15 protein-coding genes are annotated in these 18,145 nt (G+C 59.7%); 8 read left to right on the forward strand and 7 right to left on the reverse strand.

Annotated features, from left to right (window positions below):
• Window positions 1-569: 569 nt before the first annotated feature.
• The 3 genes from mpl to M9827_RS24890 are packed head-to-tail and all read left to right on the forward strand — an operon-like array spanning window position 570 to window position 2,840.
• The gene (mpl, locus tag M9827_RS24880; RefSeq protein ID WP_250607731.1) at window positions 570-1,919 is read left to right on the forward strand and encodes a UDP-N-acetylmuramate:L-alanyl-gamma-D-glutamyl-meso-diaminopimelate ligase; all 1,350 of its coding nucleotides are present in this window, start codon (window positions 570-572) and stop codon (window positions 1,917-1,919) included.
• Entirely contained in the window at window positions 1,916-2,563 is a 648-nt protein-coding gene (ubiX, locus tag M9827_RS24885) for a flavin prenyltransferase UbiX (protein ID WP_128613637.1), read from the forward strand. Before mpl ends, ubiX begins: the two co-directional genes overlap by 4 nt.
• The gene (locus M9827_RS24890; protein ID WP_122599822.1) at window positions 2,556-2,840 is read left to right on the forward strand and encodes a YceK/YidQ family lipoprotein; all 285 of its coding nucleotides are present in this window, start codon (window positions 2,556-2,558) and stop codon (window positions 2,838-2,840) included. Before ubiX ends, M9827_RS24890 begins: the two co-directional genes overlap by 8 nt.
• 84 nt (window positions 2,841-2,924) lie before the next feature.
• Here M9827_RS24890 and M9827_RS24895 read toward each other — a convergent pair whose 3' ends face one another.
• The 3 genes from M9827_RS24895 to M9827_RS24905 form a co-directional block, all read right to left on the reverse strand.
• Window positions 2,925-3,566, reverse strand: a complete 642-nt coding sequence (locus M9827_RS24895; RefSeq protein ID WP_250607733.1) for an oxidoreductase — start codon at window positions 3,564-3,566, stop codon at window positions 2,925-2,927.
• A gap of 27 nt (window positions 3,567-3,593) precedes the next feature.
• Window positions 3,594-5,321 (reverse strand): C13 family peptidase, encoded by a 1,728-nt coding sequence (locus tag M9827_RS24900; RefSeq protein ID WP_250607735.1) that lies wholly within the window; start codon window positions 5,319-5,321, stop codon window positions 3,594-3,596.
• A 112-nt stretch (window positions 5,322-5,433) separates the two neighbouring features.
• Window positions 5,434-5,889 carry a MaoC family dehydratase gene (locus M9827_RS24905; RefSeq protein WP_250607737.1) on the reverse strand — a complete coding sequence of 152 codons (456 nt, stop codon included), beginning with the start codon at window positions 5,887-5,889 and terminating at the stop codon, window positions 5,434-5,436.
• Between the two features lie 193 nt (window positions 5,890-6,082).
• Here M9827_RS24905 and M9827_RS24910 point away from each other — a divergent pair, with 193 nt between their 5' ends.
• The 5 genes from M9827_RS24910 (at window position 6,083) to M9827_RS24930 (ending at window position 8,736) form a co-directional block, all read left to right on the forward strand.
• Window positions 6,083-6,445, forward strand: a complete 363-nt coding sequence (locus M9827_RS24910) for a CidA/LrgA family protein (RefSeq protein ID WP_250607739.1) — start codon at window positions 6,083-6,085, stop codon at window positions 6,443-6,445.
• A complete protein-coding gene (locus M9827_RS24915; protein WP_250607741.1) occupies window positions 6,445-7,161 on the forward strand; it encodes an LrgB family protein in 717 nt (238 codons plus the stop codon). Before M9827_RS24910 ends, M9827_RS24915 begins: the two co-directional genes overlap by 1 nt.
• Window positions 7,162-7,171: 10 nt before the next feature.
• The gene (locus M9827_RS24920) at window positions 7,172-7,762 is read left to right on the forward strand and encodes an LON peptidase substrate-binding domain-containing protein (protein ID WP_250607743.1); all 591 of its coding nucleotides are present in this window, start codon (window positions 7,172-7,174) and stop codon (window positions 7,760-7,762) included.
• Window positions 7,763-7,876: 114 nt separating this feature from the next.
• On the forward strand, window positions 7,877-8,104 hold the full coding sequence (locus M9827_RS24925; RefSeq protein ID WP_250607745.1) for a hypothetical protein: 228 nt from the start codon (window positions 7,877-7,879) through the stop codon (window positions 8,102-8,104).
• Between the two features lie 71 nt (window positions 8,105-8,175).
• Window positions 8,176-8,736, forward strand: a complete 561-nt coding sequence (locus tag M9827_RS24930) for a hypothetical protein (RefSeq protein WP_250607747.1) — start codon at window positions 8,176-8,178, stop codon at window positions 8,734-8,736.
• A gap of 59 nt (window positions 8,737-8,795) precedes the next feature.
• Here the strand turns inward: M9827_RS24930 and M9827_RS24935 are convergent, their stop codons facing one another.
• From M9827_RS24935 to M9827_RS24950, 4 genes are all read right to left on the reverse strand, one after another.
• Window positions 8,796-10,517, reverse strand: coding sequence for a hypothetical protein (locus M9827_RS24935; protein ID WP_250607749.1), 1,722 nt, complete (start codon window positions 10,515-10,517; stop codon window positions 8,796-8,798).
• 353 nt (window positions 10,518-10,870) lie between these two features.
• Complete coding sequence (locus M9827_RS24940) at window positions 10,871-14,347, reverse strand: calcium-binding protein (RefSeq protein WP_250607751.1); 3,477 nt, start codon at window positions 14,345-14,347, stop codon at window positions 10,871-10,873.
• A gap of 49 nt (window positions 14,348-14,396) precedes the next feature.
• Window positions 14,397-16,259 (reverse strand): hypothetical protein, encoded by a 1,863-nt coding sequence (locus M9827_RS24945; protein ID WP_250607753.1) that lies wholly within the window; start codon window positions 16,257-16,259, stop codon window positions 14,397-14,399.
• A gap of 533 nt (window positions 16,260-16,792) precedes the next feature.
• Window positions 16,793-18,109: a bifunctional DedA family/phosphatase PAP2 family protein gene (locus M9827_RS24950; protein WP_250607755.1), complete on the reverse strand. Its 1,317-nt coding sequence runs from the start codon at window positions 18,107-18,109 to the stop codon at window positions 16,793-16,795.
• Between the last annotated feature and the right edge of the window lie 36 nt (window positions 18,110-18,145).

Consider the following 18,145-nt stretch of genomic DNA (forward strand, 5'->3'; position numbering starts at 1 on the left):
CCGAGATCGGCTCCCTCTCCCGGGGGCGAGGGGACTGACCGCGGTGTTTTGGCGATTTACGCCGACCTGAGTTATCGAGCCGAACTCAGGATTTGAATGCGACCGAGATCGGCTCCCTCTCCCAGAGGAAGAGGTGACTGATCGAAGTGCTTTGGCGATTTACGCCGACCTGAAATATTGAGCCTAACTCGGGATTTGAATGCGACCGAGATCGGCTCCCTCTCCCGGGGGCGAGGGGACTGACCGCGGTGTTTTGGCGATTTACGCCGACCTGAAATATCGAGCCTAACTCAGGATTTGAAAGCGACCGAGATCGGCTCCCTCTCCCAGAGGAAGAGGTGACTGATCGAAGTGCTTTGGCGATTTACGCCGACCTGAAATATTGAGCCTAACTCGGGATTTGAATGCGACCGAGATCGGCTCCCTCTCCCTCGGGAGAGGGCTGGGGTGAGGGGCCGCAATCTACAGTCGAGCGAAAATGCCAGGCCCAACCAGTCCCGCCCCTCACCTAAAGAGTGCGATTTCCCCCTCCCTACGCTAACCTGCGGCCATGTTTTACGAGGTCGACTATGCACATTCATATTCTGGGTATCTGCGGGACTTTCATGGGTTCGATGGCGGTGTTGGCCAAAGAGCTGGGCCATCACGTCACCGGCTCCGACGCCAACGTCTATCCGCCGATGAGCACGCAGCTGGAAGCCCAGGGCATTCAGCTGACGCAGGGTTACGACCCGGCGCAACTCGATCCGGCACCGGATCTGGTGGTGATCGGCAACGCCATGTCCCGCGGCAATCCGGCGGTGGAATATGTCCTGAACAAAGGCCTGCCGTATGTGTCCGGCCCGCAATGGCTGGCTGACCATGTGCTGCAAGGTCGCTGGGTATTGGCGGTTGCCGGTACGCACGGCAAGACCACCACCAGCAGCATGCTCGCCTGGGTCCTGGAACACGCCGGCATGAGTCCGGGCTTTCTGATCGGCGGCGTGCCGCAGAACTTCTCGGTGTCTGCTCGCCTGGGCGGCACGCCGTTCTTTGTGATCGAAGCCGATGAGTACGACAGCGCCTTCTTCGACAAGCGCTCGAAATTCGTCCACTACCGCCCGCGCACCGCGATCCTCAATAACCTTGAGTTCGATCACGCCGACATCTTCCCGGATCTGCCGGCTATCGAGCGGCAATTCCACCATTTGGTGCGGACCATTCCAAGCGAAGGCCTGGTCATTCATCCGACTACCGAGCCGGCCTTGCAGCGGGTGATCGAAATGGGCTGCTGGACACCGGTGCAGACCACCGGTGCCGGCGGACAGTGGCAGGTCAAACTGCTGAGCGAAGACGGCTCGGCGTTCGAAGTGATGTTCGAAGGCGTGTCGCAAGGCACCGTCGAGTGGGAGCTGACCGGTCAGCACAACGTCGCCAACGCCTTGGCTGCTCTGGCGGCGGCGCGGCATGTTGGCGTGGTGCCATCGATGGGCATTGCCGGGTTGAGCGCATTCAAGAACGTCAAACGCCGCATGGAGAAAGTCGCCGAAGTGCGCGGCATTACCATCTACGACGACTTCGCTCATCATCCGACTGCGATTGCCACCACTCTCGACGGCTTGCGCAAGCGCATTGGCGACGCGCCGCTGATCGCGATCATCGAGCCGCGCTCCAACTCGATGAAACTCGGCGCGCATCGTGACGGTCTGCCCGACAGCGTGGTCGATGCCGATCAAGTGATCTGGTACGCCCCGGCCAACCTTGGCTGGGATCTGGCCGGCACCGCCGCGCTGTGCACGGTGCCGTCGATTGTCAGCGATTCGCTGGAGGGCATCATCGAACGCGTGAAGAGCCAGGCGCAACCCGGCACGCATGTGGTGATCATGAGTAACGGCGGCTTCGGCGGCCTGCATGGCAAACTCGCCGAGGCGCTGAAATGAACACTCTTTCCCAGCACGGCGGCCCGGAACGCATCACGCTGGCGATGACCGGCGCGTCTGGCGCGCAGTACGGCTTGCGCCTGCTCGATTGCCTGGTGCGGGAAGATCGCGAGGTGCACTTCCTGATCTCCAAGGCTGCGCAACTGGTGATGGCCACCGAGACTGATGTCACGCTACCGCCCAAGCCGCAGATGATGCAGGCCTTCCTGACCGAATACACCGGAGCCGCCGCCGGGCAGATCCGCGTGTACGGCAAGGAAGACTGGATGTCGCCAGTGGCTTCGGGTTCCGGTGCGCCGGCGGCGATGGTCGTGGTGCCTTGCTCCACGGGCACGCTGTCGGCAATTGCCACGGGCGCCTGCAATAACCTGATCGAACGCGCGGCTGATGTCACTTTGAAAGAGCGTCGCCAATTGATCCTGGTGCCGCGCGAGGCGCCGTATTCGAGCATTCATCTGGAGCACATGCTCAAACTGTCGAACATGGGCGTGACGATTCTGCCGGCCTCGCCGGGTTTCTATCACCAGCCGCAGACCATCGATGATTTGATCGATTTCGTCGTGGCGCGGATCCTCAATCTGCTTGGTATTCCCCAGGACATGCTGCCGCGTTGGGGTGAGCATCATCTGAGCAGCGATGAATAAGCTGCTGGTGATCGGGCTGGCGTTGTTGCTGACAGGCTGCGCCACGGCGCGGACGCTGGATGCAGCGAAACCGGGGGCGCCGGTGGTGTACTCCGGGACGCGGCTGGATTTGTATGCATTGAATGGCGGGTGCTGCGCGATGGATCGGTTCGGGGCCGAGGCGCCGAGCTATCCGGGGGTGGATCTGCCAGCGAGTGCGTTGCTCGATACGCTGTTGTTGCCGTTGTCATTGCTGACGGTGATTGGCGTGGGTTTTCAGGCGACTGGTGGATTGTGAAAAGCAAAAGATCGCAGCCTTCGGCAGCTCCTACATGGGGTTCGACTTGATCCTGTAGGAGCTGCCGAAGGCTGCGATCTTTTTTCATTTGCCGAGCTTGCGTAAATCATCCGACTCGATCACCCGTACTCCGTCCTGCTCTTCCAGCGCCAACCGCCACATCGCCCGCGCCAAATGGCACGCTTCGATGCCCCGGTATTTACCCGGAATCAGCTTCGACAACGGCCCGGCCAATTGCTCGGCCAGACGCGGTTCAGTCCTTTCACCCAGCAATAATGAAGGCCGGCAAATAGTCAGTTGCGGCCAGTTCTGCGCACGCAAGGCCTGCTCCATTTCGCCTTTGACCCGGTTGTAGAAAACCGAGGATTTCGGATCGGCGCCGATCGCACTGATGACGATCAGGTGCCGCGCGCCCATCTCCCGTGCGCGTTTGGCGAACGCCACCACCATGTCCAGATCCACCGCGCGAAACGCCGCTTCCGAGCCGGCCTGCTTGATTGTGGTGCCGAGGCAGCAATAAGCGATATCGACGCGGCCACTGAGCTGCGGGAGAAACGCCTGCGGATCACCCACCGGGTTTTCCAGATGCGGATGCTCGGCCAATGGCCGACGTGAAGGGGCGAGCACGCGTGAAATCGTTGGCTCGTTGAGCAAACGGTCGAGTAGATGTTCACCGGTCAAACCGGTGGCTCCGGCAAGCAATACGTGCTGAGGCGTCAAGTACATAGTGTCTCTCCCTTGATACTGTTCAGCTTAGTTGCTCTTTGTCGCTCCGTCGTTCAACGCAGCACTTTGCAACGCTTTCCTGGCTTGCTGTTTGCGCAGCAGTTGCCAGTGCGACAGCACGGTTTTCGGCGCCCAGATCTGCGGCTCCGAGGCTTCGAAATTATCCGCCAGTTCACGCTCGGCGACGGTGGCCTTGGCCAGTTTGAAGGCTTGCTCCAGATCATCGGTCTGGTTCAGGGCCTGGGCGAACAGCGCATCGCCGAAGTAGGTGAAGTTGGCTTCTTCCGAGCAGCCGAAGGACACCCGGTCAGCGCGCGAGGCGGTCATGATCAGCGTGCGTTCGTCTTTCAGCGCCGGAATGAAACCGCCGGAGTAGCACGACGAAATCACGATGATCTTGTCGCGATTTTTCAGCGGCGCCAGCACGGCGGCGAGTTCATCGGCGGGCAGGTCGGCCAGTTCCATGCGCGGCTGGTCGAGGACCAGTTCGTGTTCGGCGGTGCCGTGGCTGGTCAGGTAGATGAACAGCAAGTCTTCCGGGCCACTGCGTTCGGCAAGGGTTTGCGCGGCGCGACGCAGGTTCTCGCGGGTGGCCATCGGCCGGTCGCCGAGGTGGTCGCGATGGTTGACCAGACGGATCTGGCCATAGGCACCGAAGCGCGTGGTGAGCATGTTGGCGACGTAGTCGGATTCGCGCAGGAAGACGCTTTGCTTGCCGTCGCCGCCGAGGGTCAGGGTGTACAACTCGACCGCCGGGGTCGACGCGGGAATAGCGGCCAGCGCGTCATCGAGCAAGCGGCCCTGAGCGAGCAAACCGAGTTCGAGCGTATCGGGCAGCAACTTGCCGTCCGCGTCGCGCACGCGCTGGCCGTTGATCCAGGTGCCGCTCATCACGCTGCCATCGGTGAGCACCAGGGTGCCGCGTCCGGCGTAGCTGTCGTTGTCGAAGCCGCCGATGTAGAAGCTGCCATCAGGCAGGTTCAAACGGCCCTGACCGCTGAAGCGCCAGTCGCTGAACGTGCCGATGTAATGGCTGCCGTCAGCGCCGATCAGTTCGCCCTTGCCGGTCAGCGCGCCTTCCTTGAACTGGCCGAGCCAGACATCGCCGTCGGCGTTTTCGTAGCGACCTTTGCCGTGCAGTTGATTGTTCTTGAAGCCGCCGACGTAGATGTCACCGTCAGCGCTGTTGAACGTACCGTTGCCTTCCAGCTGACCGTTGACGAAATGCCCGCTGAACGAGTTGCCGCTGGCATCGCCGCGCTGGCCTTCACCGTTGGGTTTGCCGTGAGCGAACTGGCCTTGATAGGAGCTGCCGTCGTCCATTTCCAGACGGCCGAGCCCGGAATATTGGTCTGCCTTGAATTCGCCACGGTAGGTCATGGCATTTTCTTTCAGGGTGCCTTCGCCGTCGCGGCGTCCCTGTTTGAAGCCGCCGGTGTAGCTGCTGGCGTTGGTGGTCAGGCTGCCTTGACCGTCGAACAGACCTTGCTGGAACTGGCCGCGATAGACTTCGCCGTTGCTGCCGTGCCATTCGCCTTGACCATGCCACTGGCCCTTGTCGAACTGCCCGGCATACCAGCTGCCGTTGGGGTAGTCGACGCGGCCCTGACCTTGCAGCAAGCCATCGACCAGTTCACCACGATAGCGTCCACCGTCGGGCAGGCGCGCATCCGGGGGCAGCAGCGATTCGCCGTCGCCGCACGCGGTGAGCATCAGGGTCAAGGCAAGGGGTGCAAGACGAGCAAGTGAGCGCATAGCGGGATCCGGGCAATTAGGCGACCGAGTATGCCGCAGCTATGTGACCTAATGCAGCCGGTAAAAACAGTGTTGACGCGAAACAGCGTGCGCTGCTTCGCATCCAGAACCATCAGACGAAGCAGAGCGACAGCGGCTCGGCGATGTAGGCCGGTTTGTCCGAGCCTTCTATCTCCAGTGTCGCGGTGGCCTTGAGCAGCCACTGGCCCGGTTTTTTCTCGGTGACCTCACCCAGATCGACCTTCAGGCGGACCTTGGAATTGACCTTCACTGGCTGGATGAAACGCACGCTGTCCAGCCCATAGTTGACCACCATCTTCACGCCTTGCGGCAGGATCAGGATGTCTTCCATCAATTTCGGGATCAGCGACAACGACAGGAAACCGTGGGCAATGGTGCTGCCAAATGGCGTTTGCGCGGCTTTGACCGGGTCGACGTGAATGAACTGATAATCACCGGTGGCTTCGGCGAACAGGTTGATGCGTTTCTGATCGATGGTGAGCCATTCGGAACGTCCGAGTTCCTTGCCGACATAATCTTTGAGCTCTGCAACGGGAACATAGGGCATTGAGACTCTCCTTGGGTTCATCGGTTTTATAGTTTTTCAGGTGGGGGATTTGACCGCCCTGCGAACCACTGTAGATCATCATGGCGATTTGCTCCGGTCAACCGACCATGCTTTTGGCGAATGCCGATCCATAGCGCAGGCGTGCTTATAATGCCGAGCCTCTGCTGGACGAAAAGTAAGACGGAGATGTCGGATGTTGCTACGTGGCCTGACCCTGCTGGTGCTGTTTCAACTGCTTGGCACGGCGCTCAATCATTTGCTGTTGCCGGTGCTGCCGGGGCCGATCATCGGTCTGCTGCTGTTGCTGGTCTTCCTGATCATTCGCGGTGAAGTCGGCGAGCCGCTGAACCTCGCGGCGGGCAGCCTGCTGCGTTATCTGCCCTTGCTGCTGGTGCCGCCAGCCGTGGGCGTGATGGTCTACGCCACGGCGATTGCTGCGGATTTCTGGGCAATTGTCGGTGCGCTGGTGCTGTCGCTGGTGCTGTCGATGGCGTTCGCCGGGGTGCTGATGCAGCGCCTGGTCAAACGGCACGCAGCCACGTCGGAGGAGTCCTGATGCTTTTCGACTGGCAGGGCGCCTGGGCTTCGGTCATTCATCATCCGCTGTTCGGCATCGGCATAACCCTCGGCGCCTATCAACTGGTGCTGGCGGCGTTCGAGAAAACTCGCTGGATCTTTCTGCAACCGGTGCTGGTCTCCATGCTGTTGGTGATTGGCGTGCTGGTCGGCTGCGGCCTGACCTACGCCGAATATCGCAAGAGCACCGAGATCCTCAGCATTCTGCTCGGCCCGGCGACCGTGGCACTGGCGGTGCCGCTGTATCTCAACCTGCGGCGCATTCGCCAATTGTTCTGGCCGATTTTTACTACGCTGGTGATAGGCGGCGTGGTCGCCACAGGCATGGGTGTGTTGCTGGGCTGGTGGTTCGGTGCCGAGCACATGATCCTGATGACCATGGCGCCGAAGTCAGTAACCTCGCCGATTGCCATGCTGGTGGCGGAGCAGATTGGCGGTGTGGCGGCGCTGGCAGCGGTGTTCGTGCTGATCACCGGGGTCCTCGGTGCCATTTTCGGCCCGGCGCTGCTGACTCGACTTGGTGTACATAGCCCCGAAGCGCGCGGCATGGCGCTGGGCATGACCGCGCATGCGGTCGGCACCTCGGTGGCGTTGCAGGAAGGCGATGAGTGCGGTGCCTTTGCGGCGCTGGCAATGAGTCTGATGGGTGTGGCCACGGCGGTGTTCCTGCCGTTGGCGGTGTCGATGGTGGTGTAAGGAAATGTCTATGAATCTGCCGCTTTTCCCGCTGAACACAGTGCTGTTTCCCGGCTGCAACCTCGACTTGCAGATCTTTGAGGCGCGCTATCTGGACATGATCGGCCGCTGCATGAAACAGGGCGGCGGTTTCGGCGTGGTATGCATTCTCGACGGTCACGAAGTCGGCGTCGCCCCAGAGGGTTTTGCTCTGGTTGGCTGCGAAGCGCGTATCACCGACTTTCAGCAGCAGGACAACGGTTTGCTGGGTATTCGTGTTCAGGGCGGACGGCGGTTCACAGTGTTGCGTACCGAGGTACAGCGCGATCAGTTGATCCTCGCCGATGTCGACTGGCTGGATGACGAACCCGAGCAACCGTTACAGGACGAAGACGCCGACCTGGTGGCGCTGCTCAAGGCACTGGCCGAGCACCCGATGGTGGAGGCGCTGGACATGGGCACCGATGCGCTGGGCCAGCAATCGCTGGCCAATCAACTGGCCTATCTGCTGCCGTTCGCCGAAGAGGACAAGATCGATCTGTTACAGCTCGATGATCCCCAGCAGCGGCTGGATGCGATCCAGGCATTGCTCGACGAACTCCAAGGTGAATTGTTCGCCTAGTTGCACTTTGAATTAACTCATGGCACCTGCCAGCATTGTTTTGCTTTTGTCTTTGTCTTAATTTCAAGTTGCCCGCAGGAAGCGGTTAACTTGAATAAAAATAAGGATGAAAGCATGACTGTCTATGAAGATGAATGGGCGTTTTGGGATGATATTGCCGGCAAGTATATTTTGAAACATGCCGAGACGGATCATAACGTTAGCCACGTGATTGACGCGGCATCCACTTATGCCGACCGGATGGTGATAGCCCGGCGTAAACGAAAATCTGAAAAGGCCCCTGTCGGCGAAGTTCCACGGATGTCGGCCAATGCCACTACCGTGGTGACCGCCACTGTTTGAATATTTCCCTTTTCAGTATTGCCTGCCGTTTCGGTTAATCGACGGCGGTTTGTTTACAGGTGGTTAATCCCATGGCTATAGCAAAAATAAACAATCAAACATTCACTGCGCATCTTTATCTGGATGGCCGGCCAGTGGTACTTAATCAACAACGTCTGCAACAGGCTTTGCGCAACCTGCGGATAACCAGGAGCGAGAAACTGGATGCCGAAGTGGGGCTGGCAGATGCGCGTGTCTGCAGTTTCATAACGTTGGCTGACCATGAAGACGACACACCACTGCTGTTGAAGTTTGTCCCCAAGGGTGACGAATATGCCATCAGCCTTGTACTCGCGGGAACATTCGATGGTGCGCGGTTATTCATGGAGGACAAGACTCATAATCTGTTGGCCAGTACCAGTGCGCCAGAGCAGTACTTTTCAATCAGCACGTCGGGTGCTTCAAAGGCCTCCTTCAGTCATATCGAAGCCGGTCCTGCCTATCTCGAGTTGATCCGCGAACCTGATGACAAGCCCTTGTATCGTCACATAAGCAGCGGAATGAGCACATTCCTCGACGTCGATCCTAACAAGACGGGGCATAACGCCTTCAATCACAAACCTGCAATATTTGTGATCAAGGTTATCAAATAGCGCCCAGCCGCTAGTCAATGAAAAGGCGCCATTCAAGTTTGGGTGAATGGCGCTTTTTTTCAGGTTCGGTAATGTTCGAGTACAGGCCAGACAATGTCGTCGGCGAACGTCTTGTCGCCTTTGGGCAGATCAAGAATCACGCCGCCAGAACCGGCGATTTCATCGATCAGGCTGTCATAGGCGTTGGCGCCAAAGGCTGCGCGACTGTCGGTTCCCGCCCAAGTCGCCTGTTCGATAGCAGCGACGCGGTCACCCGCCTGCGCCAGCACATCGTTGACCCGGGCGGCTTTCGTCAGGTCGGAACGCACCAGCCAGAGCCGCTCGGCACTGATGCCGCGTGTGGGCGTAGAGATATGCCCCTCCATGTCGTCGAAGAGGAACTTGCCGTTGGCGGGGTTGAATGCCTTGTTCTCCGCCCCCGGCACCACTTCCAGACCCCGGGTATCAATGGCGTAGACGAATGACGTGGTTTGCTGGCGGCGCGTGGATTCATAACCTTTCGAGTCATCGAAAACGAAGGAGCTGTCAGAGTCAGCCTCGTCGCCGGTTCGTTTACCCTCCGATACCGAACTGCTGCCTGAATCGGAGGATTCGCCGGTGCGACCTTTGGAGCTTTGAGGGTTCACGCCGGGAAAGCGATTGGCCTGCGAGTTGTAATGCAACTCGTGATAGAAACCGCCCTTGGTTGCCGCGTAGGCGGTGGCATCATGCAGCCCGAACGTGGCACTCAACGCGCGCTTGTTTGTAGTGCCAGTGGGATTGCCTTTGCGGTACATCATTCGACCATCCCTGGCCAACTCGAAGGGCAACCGGGTTTCGCCGCGGAACATCGCCGGAATGTCGGTGCGATACAACATGTCGTGGCGGGTTCGCCGATAGCCGAGGTGGGCCGCGTAATCGGCTAGAAAGGCGTCGCTGTAGCGGGTGGCGGGCCAGTGATGGTCGAGGGCCAGCCCTTGGCTGCGCAATTGCTGAACGTAGTCTTCCAGCTCTTCGCCGATCAGTTTGAAGCGCTGCTCATTGGTCGCATCGAGCGTCAGGCGTTTGTGCTGTTCAGCCCATAGCGGTATCTGACCATCACCCGACTCTGTGCGCAGCCGACACAGTTGGTCCTGGGTCAGGTTGTAGCTGCGCTGTAATTGCAGACGCTGGGCGAACGGCATGTGTGGATGCAGCCACTTCAGTGAATCAGCGACAAATAAATGGTCTTCGGTGTTCTGCGCGCGAAGTGCCCAGTCCGGTGGCTTGCCGGCCGCTTGTGCTTCCGTGCGGAAGGCGGCAACCCGGCTGTCATCCAGAATGTACATGCGCTGGATGTCCTGATCCGACCAGTGTGCAAGTGGCGCATCAGCCATCCTGTCGCGCTTTGCCTGCGCGGGATCAATGGCAATCCAGTGGTGTTCCGGATCCTTGATGGCATAGCCGAGGTTGGCGTCATCGCCGGTCGTTCCGAGAGCGCGAAAGGTGTAGTAACCGTCAGCATCCGGTGTCGCGGAAAACGTGTAGTCATCAACGTTCAGGAAGGTGAGGTGCCGATCCAGGCTCCACAGGTTGCCTTGCGTGGTCCGGTAAATGGGTGGGCCAGGTGCCAGGCGCCAGAGGGACATCACGCGATAGGCCCTGAGCTCGGCATCGTATTGAACACAAACGTGGTGTCGGCCTTCGGTGCCGGGCAGTTGCACGTCCACCCAGTCCTTGGCGAGATAACGCCGGATGCCGGATTCATTCGGCGCTGGCAGATCGCCGAAATACGGATGGGCGAAATCTTCCAGCGACGTCATCGAAAGATCCGCTGTGTCTGTGGGTAATCTCGGTGTGACGCTCACTTCGATGGGGGAGGGTTTTGCTCGGGAGCTACCGGGTTCCTCCAGGCGCGGTCGCTTGGGTGAGGAGGGCACATCGATCGGTAGATGCCCCGGAATGTTTTCGGGGTCTGGAAATATCGCTCTGCTCGCTGAATGATCGGCGGGTAGCGGTGTGGAGGTGGCGGGGGTGTCGACGGTGGGTGATTTAGGCCGAGGCCCCGGTTTTTGGCGCATGAATAAACTCCGTTTTTGCCAGTCAGCCTGTCCGTAGGCTGAAGTGAGCGGGTGCCCGTGTGGACGTCAGATCCAGACGGGCACGTGGTTGAGGGTCAGGTCTTGTCGATTGGAAAGACCAGGTCTTGCAGGTTGATTGCCACCAGTGGAGCGCTGGCCAGACTCCAGTGTTTCCTGACCGAGTTGTAAACCACCGTGCCGATCGTTCCGGTGTTGATGCCGATGTGGGTTACATGAACCCTGGCCGCCAGTTCGTTTCGTTGTTGATGGGCATTGATCTCGGCCAGCAGGGCTTCGACATCGGCGTAGCCACGTGCATCGATGACGTAAAGCTGCAGCACTTCAAACAACAGCGACACTTCATAAATGTTGCCGGCCGACGTGGCCACGTTGATGGATTCCACCGGGGCGTCATCTTCGATATCGGGCAGTTCGACGGTGACGCTGGCGATGCGCAGACGGTTGCCGTCCAGTTGGATGTCGTCGCGGGTGACTGTTTCTTTCAGCGTGTGGGTGTACAGCGTCCAGGTTGAAGCATCGGCGGTTTTGGCCGCTGCGCCTGGCGTCGAAAGGCGAATGATGGTGTTGCTGGCAAGATGAACATCGTACGTCGAACTCTGACCATCGAGCACATAGATGCCGGTGTGCGAACCCGTTTCGATCGTGATGCGGCTGGGTTCTGCCGTTATCAGCGGTTTCACGCTGGCCAATGGTCTGACAAAGCGATAGTTGCCCTTGCGTTGCTTGAGGCAACTGCGGGTGCTGCGTACGCGGGTGCCGGGATTTTTTGCATCGTCCTCGTAATTCAGTGCGGGAACCTGAAGCCGGAAGGAAACCTGGTCCTGCAGAATCAGGACCACGTTCTGCTGCAGGCGTGGCGTGGTGACTTTCAGGCTGTTTCTGCCGCTGTAACCGGTGGCCGCCGCGATGGTCTGGATCACGCCTTTGAACATCACGACTTTTGACGGCAGCCTGACCGACAGGGTGAAGTCCGTGTAGTACAAGTGGCTCGTGCCAGAAACGCCTTTGCGCACCTGCACTTGATAACTGACTTGCACATCGATGATTTCAGCGCTGTCGAATTCCAGATAAACCGTGCGGGCGGTTTCGGCGGTGTTGCGCTGGGCAACAAATTCCACCTGACGCTCGGTGCGGGCCACGAAGTGCTGCTTCAAGCCCTGTTCGGCGATCTCGACGATGCCGCCGTTAACGATCTGTGGCGCGGCAGCGGGTTGGCCAATGACGACCACGACTGGGGTTATATCCTGCTGCGACGCCTCACCTGGCTGCCTGGGTAGTTGAACCAGCAACTCGTAACCATCCTGGGTCTTGAAGCGGAATCGGTCATTGTTCAACTGGCGTTTGCCATCGACCCATTGGTAGACGTTTTCGAGGGTCAGTACATGTTCCGGGTCGTGGCCATCCTCGCCGCGCAATGAGCTGATCACCAGTGAAGTGCCGACGATCTGCCAGCGCTGGATGACGTCCGCCGGCCAGCCGAACTCGATCAGGCTCGACGCCTCACCGTCCTCGACAATCGTCGTGCGGGCGTTGCTGCTGGCGATGTAAAAACGATCTGCGCCACTGCCGCCCTCTACCCGGCAGTCCCGTCCGTAGAGGGCAATCGTGTCGTCGCCGGCACCGGCGCTGATGCGGTCGTAGCCATTGGCGGAAATCTGATTGGCCTCGTCGTTGCCGCTGACCCGGCTGGTGCCCCTGCGCAGGGTCGAGACGTTTTCGATCGACGTGAGTTGCGCGACTTCAACGGCATTCACCTCAGGATCCAGACCGCGCAGCGCCACCCTGCCGCTGTGCAGGTTGATGTCGTGACCGATGTGGCGGGTGTCGCTGAGCGGGCGGCTGCCTTCGAAGGCCAGGGTGTCGGAACCTGCGCCGCCATCCAGCACGTTGAGGTGCGCCGGTTTACTGATGAGGTTCAATTCCTGCTCGGTGATGTCCTGATAGAACGCATCGTTGCGGTCGCCCCCGGTCAGAGCCTTGTGATCCGCCCGATAGGTAAACAGATTGGGCTTGTTCGCGACCCCGATAACCCGGTCATTGCCATCACCCAGGCGCCAGAAAATGCCTTTGTCGTCACCGGCACTGCCCGACACTTTGCCTTTGAGGTTGGCGGGCAAGCCTTTGCCGGCATCGATCACATCGTCACCGCCGACAACCACGGCCTGGTTGTCGAGCTTGAAGGGTTGTTGGCCGGCGCTTTCATTCCATTGATAGCGCCAGATTTCAACGGGTTTCAATTCAACCTGAAAGGCACCGTTGATCACGTGTTCGATGGAGTGCTTGTAGGCGTTCTCCAGCATGTCCCGGGCCGACAACTCCAGTTGGCGCTGGTGGTCGCGATAGCCCTTGGCGAGCTTGAAACGATCGAGCACGTCACTGTCCAGTTCCTTATTGGTGAAGGCGAACCAGCCGGAGCGCAGGCGTTCTTCAAAGGTCAGTTCGATGTAATCGTCGATGTCGTCCACCACGCGGGCGGCCTGGTAGATCATCGAGGCGGCGATGAGCAATCCGGCGGCGACCAGCCCGACCGGCCCGGCGACGCTACCGAAACCGGCCAGGGCGGCGACACCCAGCACCAGACTGATGCCGGCTCCCGCAACGCTCAGACCACCGCTGACGTAGTGATCCTGGGCGGCTTTGCCCTGCGCCGCCGCGGCAGCGTTGAACGACTTGATGGCATCGGCGATATCGAAGGGCAGGGTGATGGCGCTGGCGAACATCCCGGCACCGCGGCTCATGTATTTGCCCACCGACGTCAGCGGGAAATACTTCAGCGCGTTGCCGCCATTTCTGAGCATGGCCTCACCGGTCTTGGTCAGCCCGCGTTCGATGATCAACGAGCCGAATTCGGCGGCGATCGAGCCGCCCTGGAAAAACGCTTCCAGGGTGTCACCGTGCTTGATCGCGTCGATCATCGCCTTGTAGCCGCTGTAGATGCCGAACGCTTGCATGCCGACCCCGGCACCGCTCATCAAGTAGCTTTTGTTTTTGCTGATCCAGCCCGGGGCATTTTCCAGTGCGTCGGCACGATGGATATCCAGTTTTTGCGCAGCCTTGCCCAACTGATTCAGGCGATCCACTGCGCTGCCGGGGTCGATGGTGGTATCGGCGACGAACAGCGCCCCGGCATCGACCGAGCGCTTGCAGGCAATTTCATAAAACAGCATCGCTGCCACATTGCTGTCCGGGGTGTCCACGGACAGCAAACGTGCCTGCACCCGGTCTGCGTCGAAATTGAGCCCATCGAGAAAGTGTTGATCGACACGCTGCATGCCGGCATTCGCCGGGCTGATGGGCTGGCCGTGCACGGTCGCGCCCAAGGCCTGGAGTTCCACGCGACTGGTCAGGATCTCGCCGATGCGCAAGGGGCCGAAATGTTTGTCGAGGGATTTCAGCGTGCGTCGATAGGCGGCGTCAGCATCCTCTGCTGGCATTGCGCTGTTGAGCGTGCCCGCCTGCGGTGCATGGGGGTTGGCCGAGGCACTGACGGCGGTGACCTGAATCAGGCTCTGGTCGGCCATGTGTGCGGGCGGAGCGATAAGTTTTGACATGTCATTAATCCTTTAATGAAAGCGCATGACCGGTGTCCCTACCGGCGTGTCACTGATGTTGCGTTGTCGACGTTGCCGGTGCGGGCCAAGTGATGTCGTAGGCGAATTCGTTGCCGTTGCCGGACAGCCTGAGTACGGGCTTGCCAGCGGCCTCGACGTTGTCGATCAAACGGTCGTATTCAGAGGTGTTGTGGTGTCCGGCATGGGTGGCGCCTTCGATGCGCTCCGCGCTTGCGCCTGCCTGGTCGTTGAGGTCTTCGATCCTGACGGCTTTGGACAGGTCCGAGTGCAGCAACCAGATGCGATCGGCATCCAGTCCGCTGCGGCTGACCGAGATCAGTCCTTCGAAATCATCGGAGGGAAACCAGGTGGAGGAGGTGTTGCGGGCCGCTGAATTGAAACTCATGTTGTCTTCATGGGGGACCACTTCCAGATTGCGGGTGTCCAGCACGTACAGAAACATTGCATTCTGCTTTTCACGGATGCTCCGGTACTTGCGATCGTGATCCCATGGAATCGGGCTGTCAGGGTTGGACCAGCCGGAAGAGCTGCTGCTATCGCTATCACTGCCGCTGGCATCGCTGTCCGAGGACGACTCGTACCTTTCGCGCCCCGGGTGCTTGTTGAGTTGCCGGCTGAAACGCAAGTACTCAGGATCGGGCTCGCTCGCGTACATCTTTCCTTCCTTGAGACTGAAGGTGGCGCTCATCGGTTTGTGCGTGGTGGCTCCGCGCTCGTGGTGATACCGCGGCAGCATGAAGCCGTCACTGGCGAGTTCGAACGGTGTGCGATCATCGCCACGGAACAGCGCCGGCACATCCGTGCGATACAGGCAATTGTGCTGGTTGCGCAAATAGCCGAGTTTGCTCAAGAGCGCTTCGCGTACTGTCTCGGTCATGCTGCTTTCGAGGCTGTACCAGTCATGCCGCACATCGCGCTTGAGGTTGAGTTCCTCGACAGCGTCGCGGCTCAGTTGGTCGAGACGTTGCGGATGGTTGATGTCGTCGACCAGGCGTTTGTGCGCCTGCGCCCATTGCGGCATTTTCAGTTCGGTCTTCAGATCCTGTTGCAGGCGGGTCAATTGGCTGGGCAGCAAGTTGTAGGACTGCAGGAATGCCTTGCGTTGCGCAAGGTTCATGGCTGGATTCAGCCAGCGCAGGGCGTCGTGCAGCAAGTCGACGAACGGGTCCTGCGTCGCCTGGGAGATAACCCATTGCGGACGTTTGCCACTGGCCTGGGCGTCAGCACGAAAACGCAAGAGATCCTTGCCATGAATGCCGTATGCCAGCCAGATCTGGTGATCGGTCCAGTGTTGCAGGTGCGTGGGCCGGGCGCCGAAACCGCCGGCAGGTGGATCGACCGGGATCCAGCGACCGGAGTGATCCTTGAAGGCAAACTGCGGGGCCATGCTGTCCGCGCCGAAGGTGGGAGTCAGTTCGTAATAGCCTTGGGCGTCCGGCGAGCGCAGTGACGCTCTGTACAGGTGCGCCGCGAGGTGGGCAGGCCGAGGCTGTTTTGCGACGGGCGTGATACCGGGTTGATCGCCAGCGGGCAGTGCAGGTCGTTTCGTCGAGGGCATGGCGGGCGCCGGATTTTCCGTCAGGCGCCAGGTTTGTCGGCCCTCGTTCCTGTAAAGCGCCGGCCCGGATGCGGAGCGCTCGGTGATCAATTTGCAGCGATACTGCCCGGCGGTATCCTGGCCGACATGGGTGGTGCGCACGCCTCCTTGATATTCGACGTCGACAAACTGTCGTCCGACGATCCAGCGAAAACCGTCGTCATCCGCCGTGTTCATCCCGCGCAGGAAATCCTCGCGCAGCCAGTAGATGTCCGGCCCGTTCTCCCGTGCATGATGGGGCGCGCGTGCTGTCGGCATGGCCTGGATGACCACCGCTGGCGGGGTGGTGTCCATGCTCGGCTGGCCTCCCGCGAATTGGCCGGAATCATGGCTGCTCGGCAAACCCGGTAAGCGGAAGGTGGATGGTCCACTTGCCGCAAAAGGAGGATCGGTTCGCAGCGGCGCGGATGGGCCCGGTTCAGGTTGTTGCGTTGAGGCTGGGGCGGGTTTGCGGGGTATCTTCGGACTCATGGAATACTCGAAATCAGTTGATGAGTTGAAACCCTCGCTTGCTAAGTTGAGTTGTTTGGCTGGCAGGCAGGCAAGTGCAAACAGGCTCACTTGGGATGGCGAGCAAGTATCGGCGGGTTTCAAAGGTTGTGGATTTAATCTAACGGGTTTTTCGAGTTATGGAAGGCGTAGTTAAGCGGGTTTTTATCTAATGTGTAACTTCAATTCTTTTGGTTTTTTATTGTGGGAAGTTGCAAGTTTTCAAGTAAGAAGTTTTATCTCGGTTGAGCAAAATTTAATAAGAGAAAAGCGCTGCTCTTGTCGGAGAATTCCTAAAAGAGCAGTGCGAAGGGAATAAGGCTTGTGCATCGCCTGATTCAGTAGGCGTAACGCAACAGGGTATGAGGCAAGTGTCGCAGGACGAAGAAACCGAACAGCGCCAACATCGCCGGCAGGATCAGCCACCAGATTTTGAATGGCATGGGGTTGAGTGGGGTTTTGCGCTGACTCAGCCACAGGGCAGCGGCGCAGACACCGGCGGCAAGCATGGCGCCGGCCAAGACGTCGGTTGGCCAATGAGCCCCCAGATAAACTCGCGACAGGGCGATGGAAAGGGCCGGAATACAGGCGATCAGCAGCCAGGTCAGGCGCATGCGTGGCGGCTGGCCACGGCCGGCGAGTACCGCCAGCGTCAGAAACAGTGCGAACGAACCTGAAGCATGGCCACTGGGCATGCTGTAGGTGGTCAGTGGATCGGTCAGCACTTCCGGGCGCACCCGGGCAAAAAAGTATTTGGTCCCGGTGTTGGCCAGTGCGGTCACCAATAGCGTGCCGCCAACGAAGATCGCCTGACGCCATTGCCGGCACAGCAGCAACAGACCGGTCAGCAGGACGCTGAACAGCAGCATGTTGCGGAACTCGCCGATCAGGGTCAGCGTGACCGCAATTTCATCCAGCATCGGCTGGCGATGTTCCTGCACCAGCGTCATCACGCCTTGATCGAGTGCTGTCAGGTACGGATAGCCGATAAACAGGCCAATCAGGATCAACAGGCTCATGCTGCTGATCCAGATCGTCGCCCGGCGGTGGCGACGCAGACTGCTGTTCACGCTGAGACCAATCATGGCGGCGATGCTGCCAGCAACGATGCCGGCTTCCAGCCAGAATCCTTCAGGCAATGGCAGGCGGAAGGCGGCGCCGGTGGCCCAGCCCGGCAACAGGTAGGCCAGACTCCAGCCGGCGGCGGCCAGCAGACTGACCGCGGCAAAACGCGGAAAGGGCATGTCGCACATACCGGCGACCATCGGCAGCATCGGCCGCAACGGGCCGATGAAGCGGCCAACCAGCAGACTGGCGATGCCGTAGCGCTGGAAATACGACTCGGCGCCGGCCATCCATTCCGGATGATGCCGCAGCCCCGGCAGGCGCCGAATGTTCTGATGGAAATGGCGGCCGAGGAAATATGAAACGGCATCGCCGAGAATCCCGCCAAGGAACCCCAGCAACAGGGTTTCACTCAGCGACAGGGCGCCGCTGCCGGCCAGCACGGCGACGGCAAACAGCAGCACGGTGCCCGGCACGATCAAACCTGCAATCGCCAGGCATTCCACAAAGGCAACAATGAACACCGCCACAGCCAGCCACTGTGGATTGGCCGCCAGCCACCCGGTAATGCTATCGAGCCATGGGCCCATACAGAAAAACTCCAATCATTGATTAACCCCGCAGGC

The organism is Pseudomonas sp. AKS31 (assembly GCF_023634765.1).
Lineage (GTDB): Bacteria > Pseudomonadota > Gammaproteobacteria > Pseudomonadales > Pseudomonadaceae > Aquipseudomonas.

Excerpts from the sequence above, each read along its gene's own strand:
- M9827_RS24915 (WP_250607741.1), top strand. The coding sequence starts at position 6,445 with ATGCTTTTCGACTGGCAGGGCGCCTGGGCTTCGGTCATTCATCATCCG.
- M9827_RS24920 (WP_250607743.1), top strand. The coding sequence starts at position 7,172 with ATGAATCTGCCGCTTTTCCCGCTGAACACAGTGCTGTTTCCCGGCTGC.
- M9827_RS24930 (WP_250607747.1), top strand. The coding sequence starts at position 8,176 with ATGGCTATAGCAAAAATAAACAATCAAACATTCACTGCGCATCTTTAT.
- M9827_RS24945 (WP_250607753.1), bottom strand. The coding sequence starts at position 16,259 with ATGGACACCACCCCGCCAGCGGTGGTCATCCAGGCCATGCCGACAGCA.
- M9827_RS24895 (WP_250607733.1), bottom strand. The coding sequence starts at position 3,566 with ATGTACTTGACGCCTCAGCACGTATTGCTTGCCGGAGCCACCGGTTTG.
- M9827_RS24940 (WP_250607751.1), bottom strand. The coding sequence starts at position 14,347 with ATGTCAAAACTTATCGCTCCGCCCGCACACATGGCCGACCAGAGCCTG.
- mpl (WP_250607731.1), top strand. The coding sequence starts at position 570 with ATGCACATTCATATTCTGGGTATCTGCGGGACTTTCATGGGTTCGATG.
- M9827_RS24950 (WP_250607755.1), bottom strand. The coding sequence starts at position 18,109 with ATGGGCCCATGGCTCGATAGCATTACCGGGTGGCTGGCGGCCAATCCA.
- M9827_RS24900 (WP_250607735.1), bottom strand. The coding sequence starts at position 5,321 with ATGCGCTCACTTGCTCGTCTTGCACCCCTTGCCTTGACCCTGATGCTC.
- M9827_RS24910 (WP_250607739.1), top strand. The coding sequence starts at position 6,083 with ATGTTGCTACGTGGCCTGACCCTGCTGGTGCTGTTTCAACTGCTTGGC.
- M9827_RS24935 (WP_250607749.1), bottom strand. The coding sequence starts at position 10,517 with ATGACGTCGCTGGAAGATTTCGCCCATCCGTATTTCGGCGATCTGCCA.
- ubiX (WP_128613637.1), top strand. The coding sequence starts at position 1,916 with ATGAACACTCTTTCCCAGCACGGCGGCCCGGAACGCATCACGCTGGCG.
- M9827_RS24925 (WP_250607745.1), top strand. The coding sequence starts at position 7,877 with ATGACTGTCTATGAAGATGAATGGGCGTTTTGGGATGATATTGCCGGC.
- M9827_RS24890 (WP_122599822.1), top strand. The coding sequence starts at position 2,556 with ATGAATAAGCTGCTGGTGATCGGGCTGGCGTTGTTGCTGACAGGCTGC.
- M9827_RS24905 (WP_250607737.1), bottom strand. The coding sequence starts at position 5,889 with ATGCCCTATGTTCCCGTTGCAGAGCTCAAAGATTATGTCGGCAAGGAA.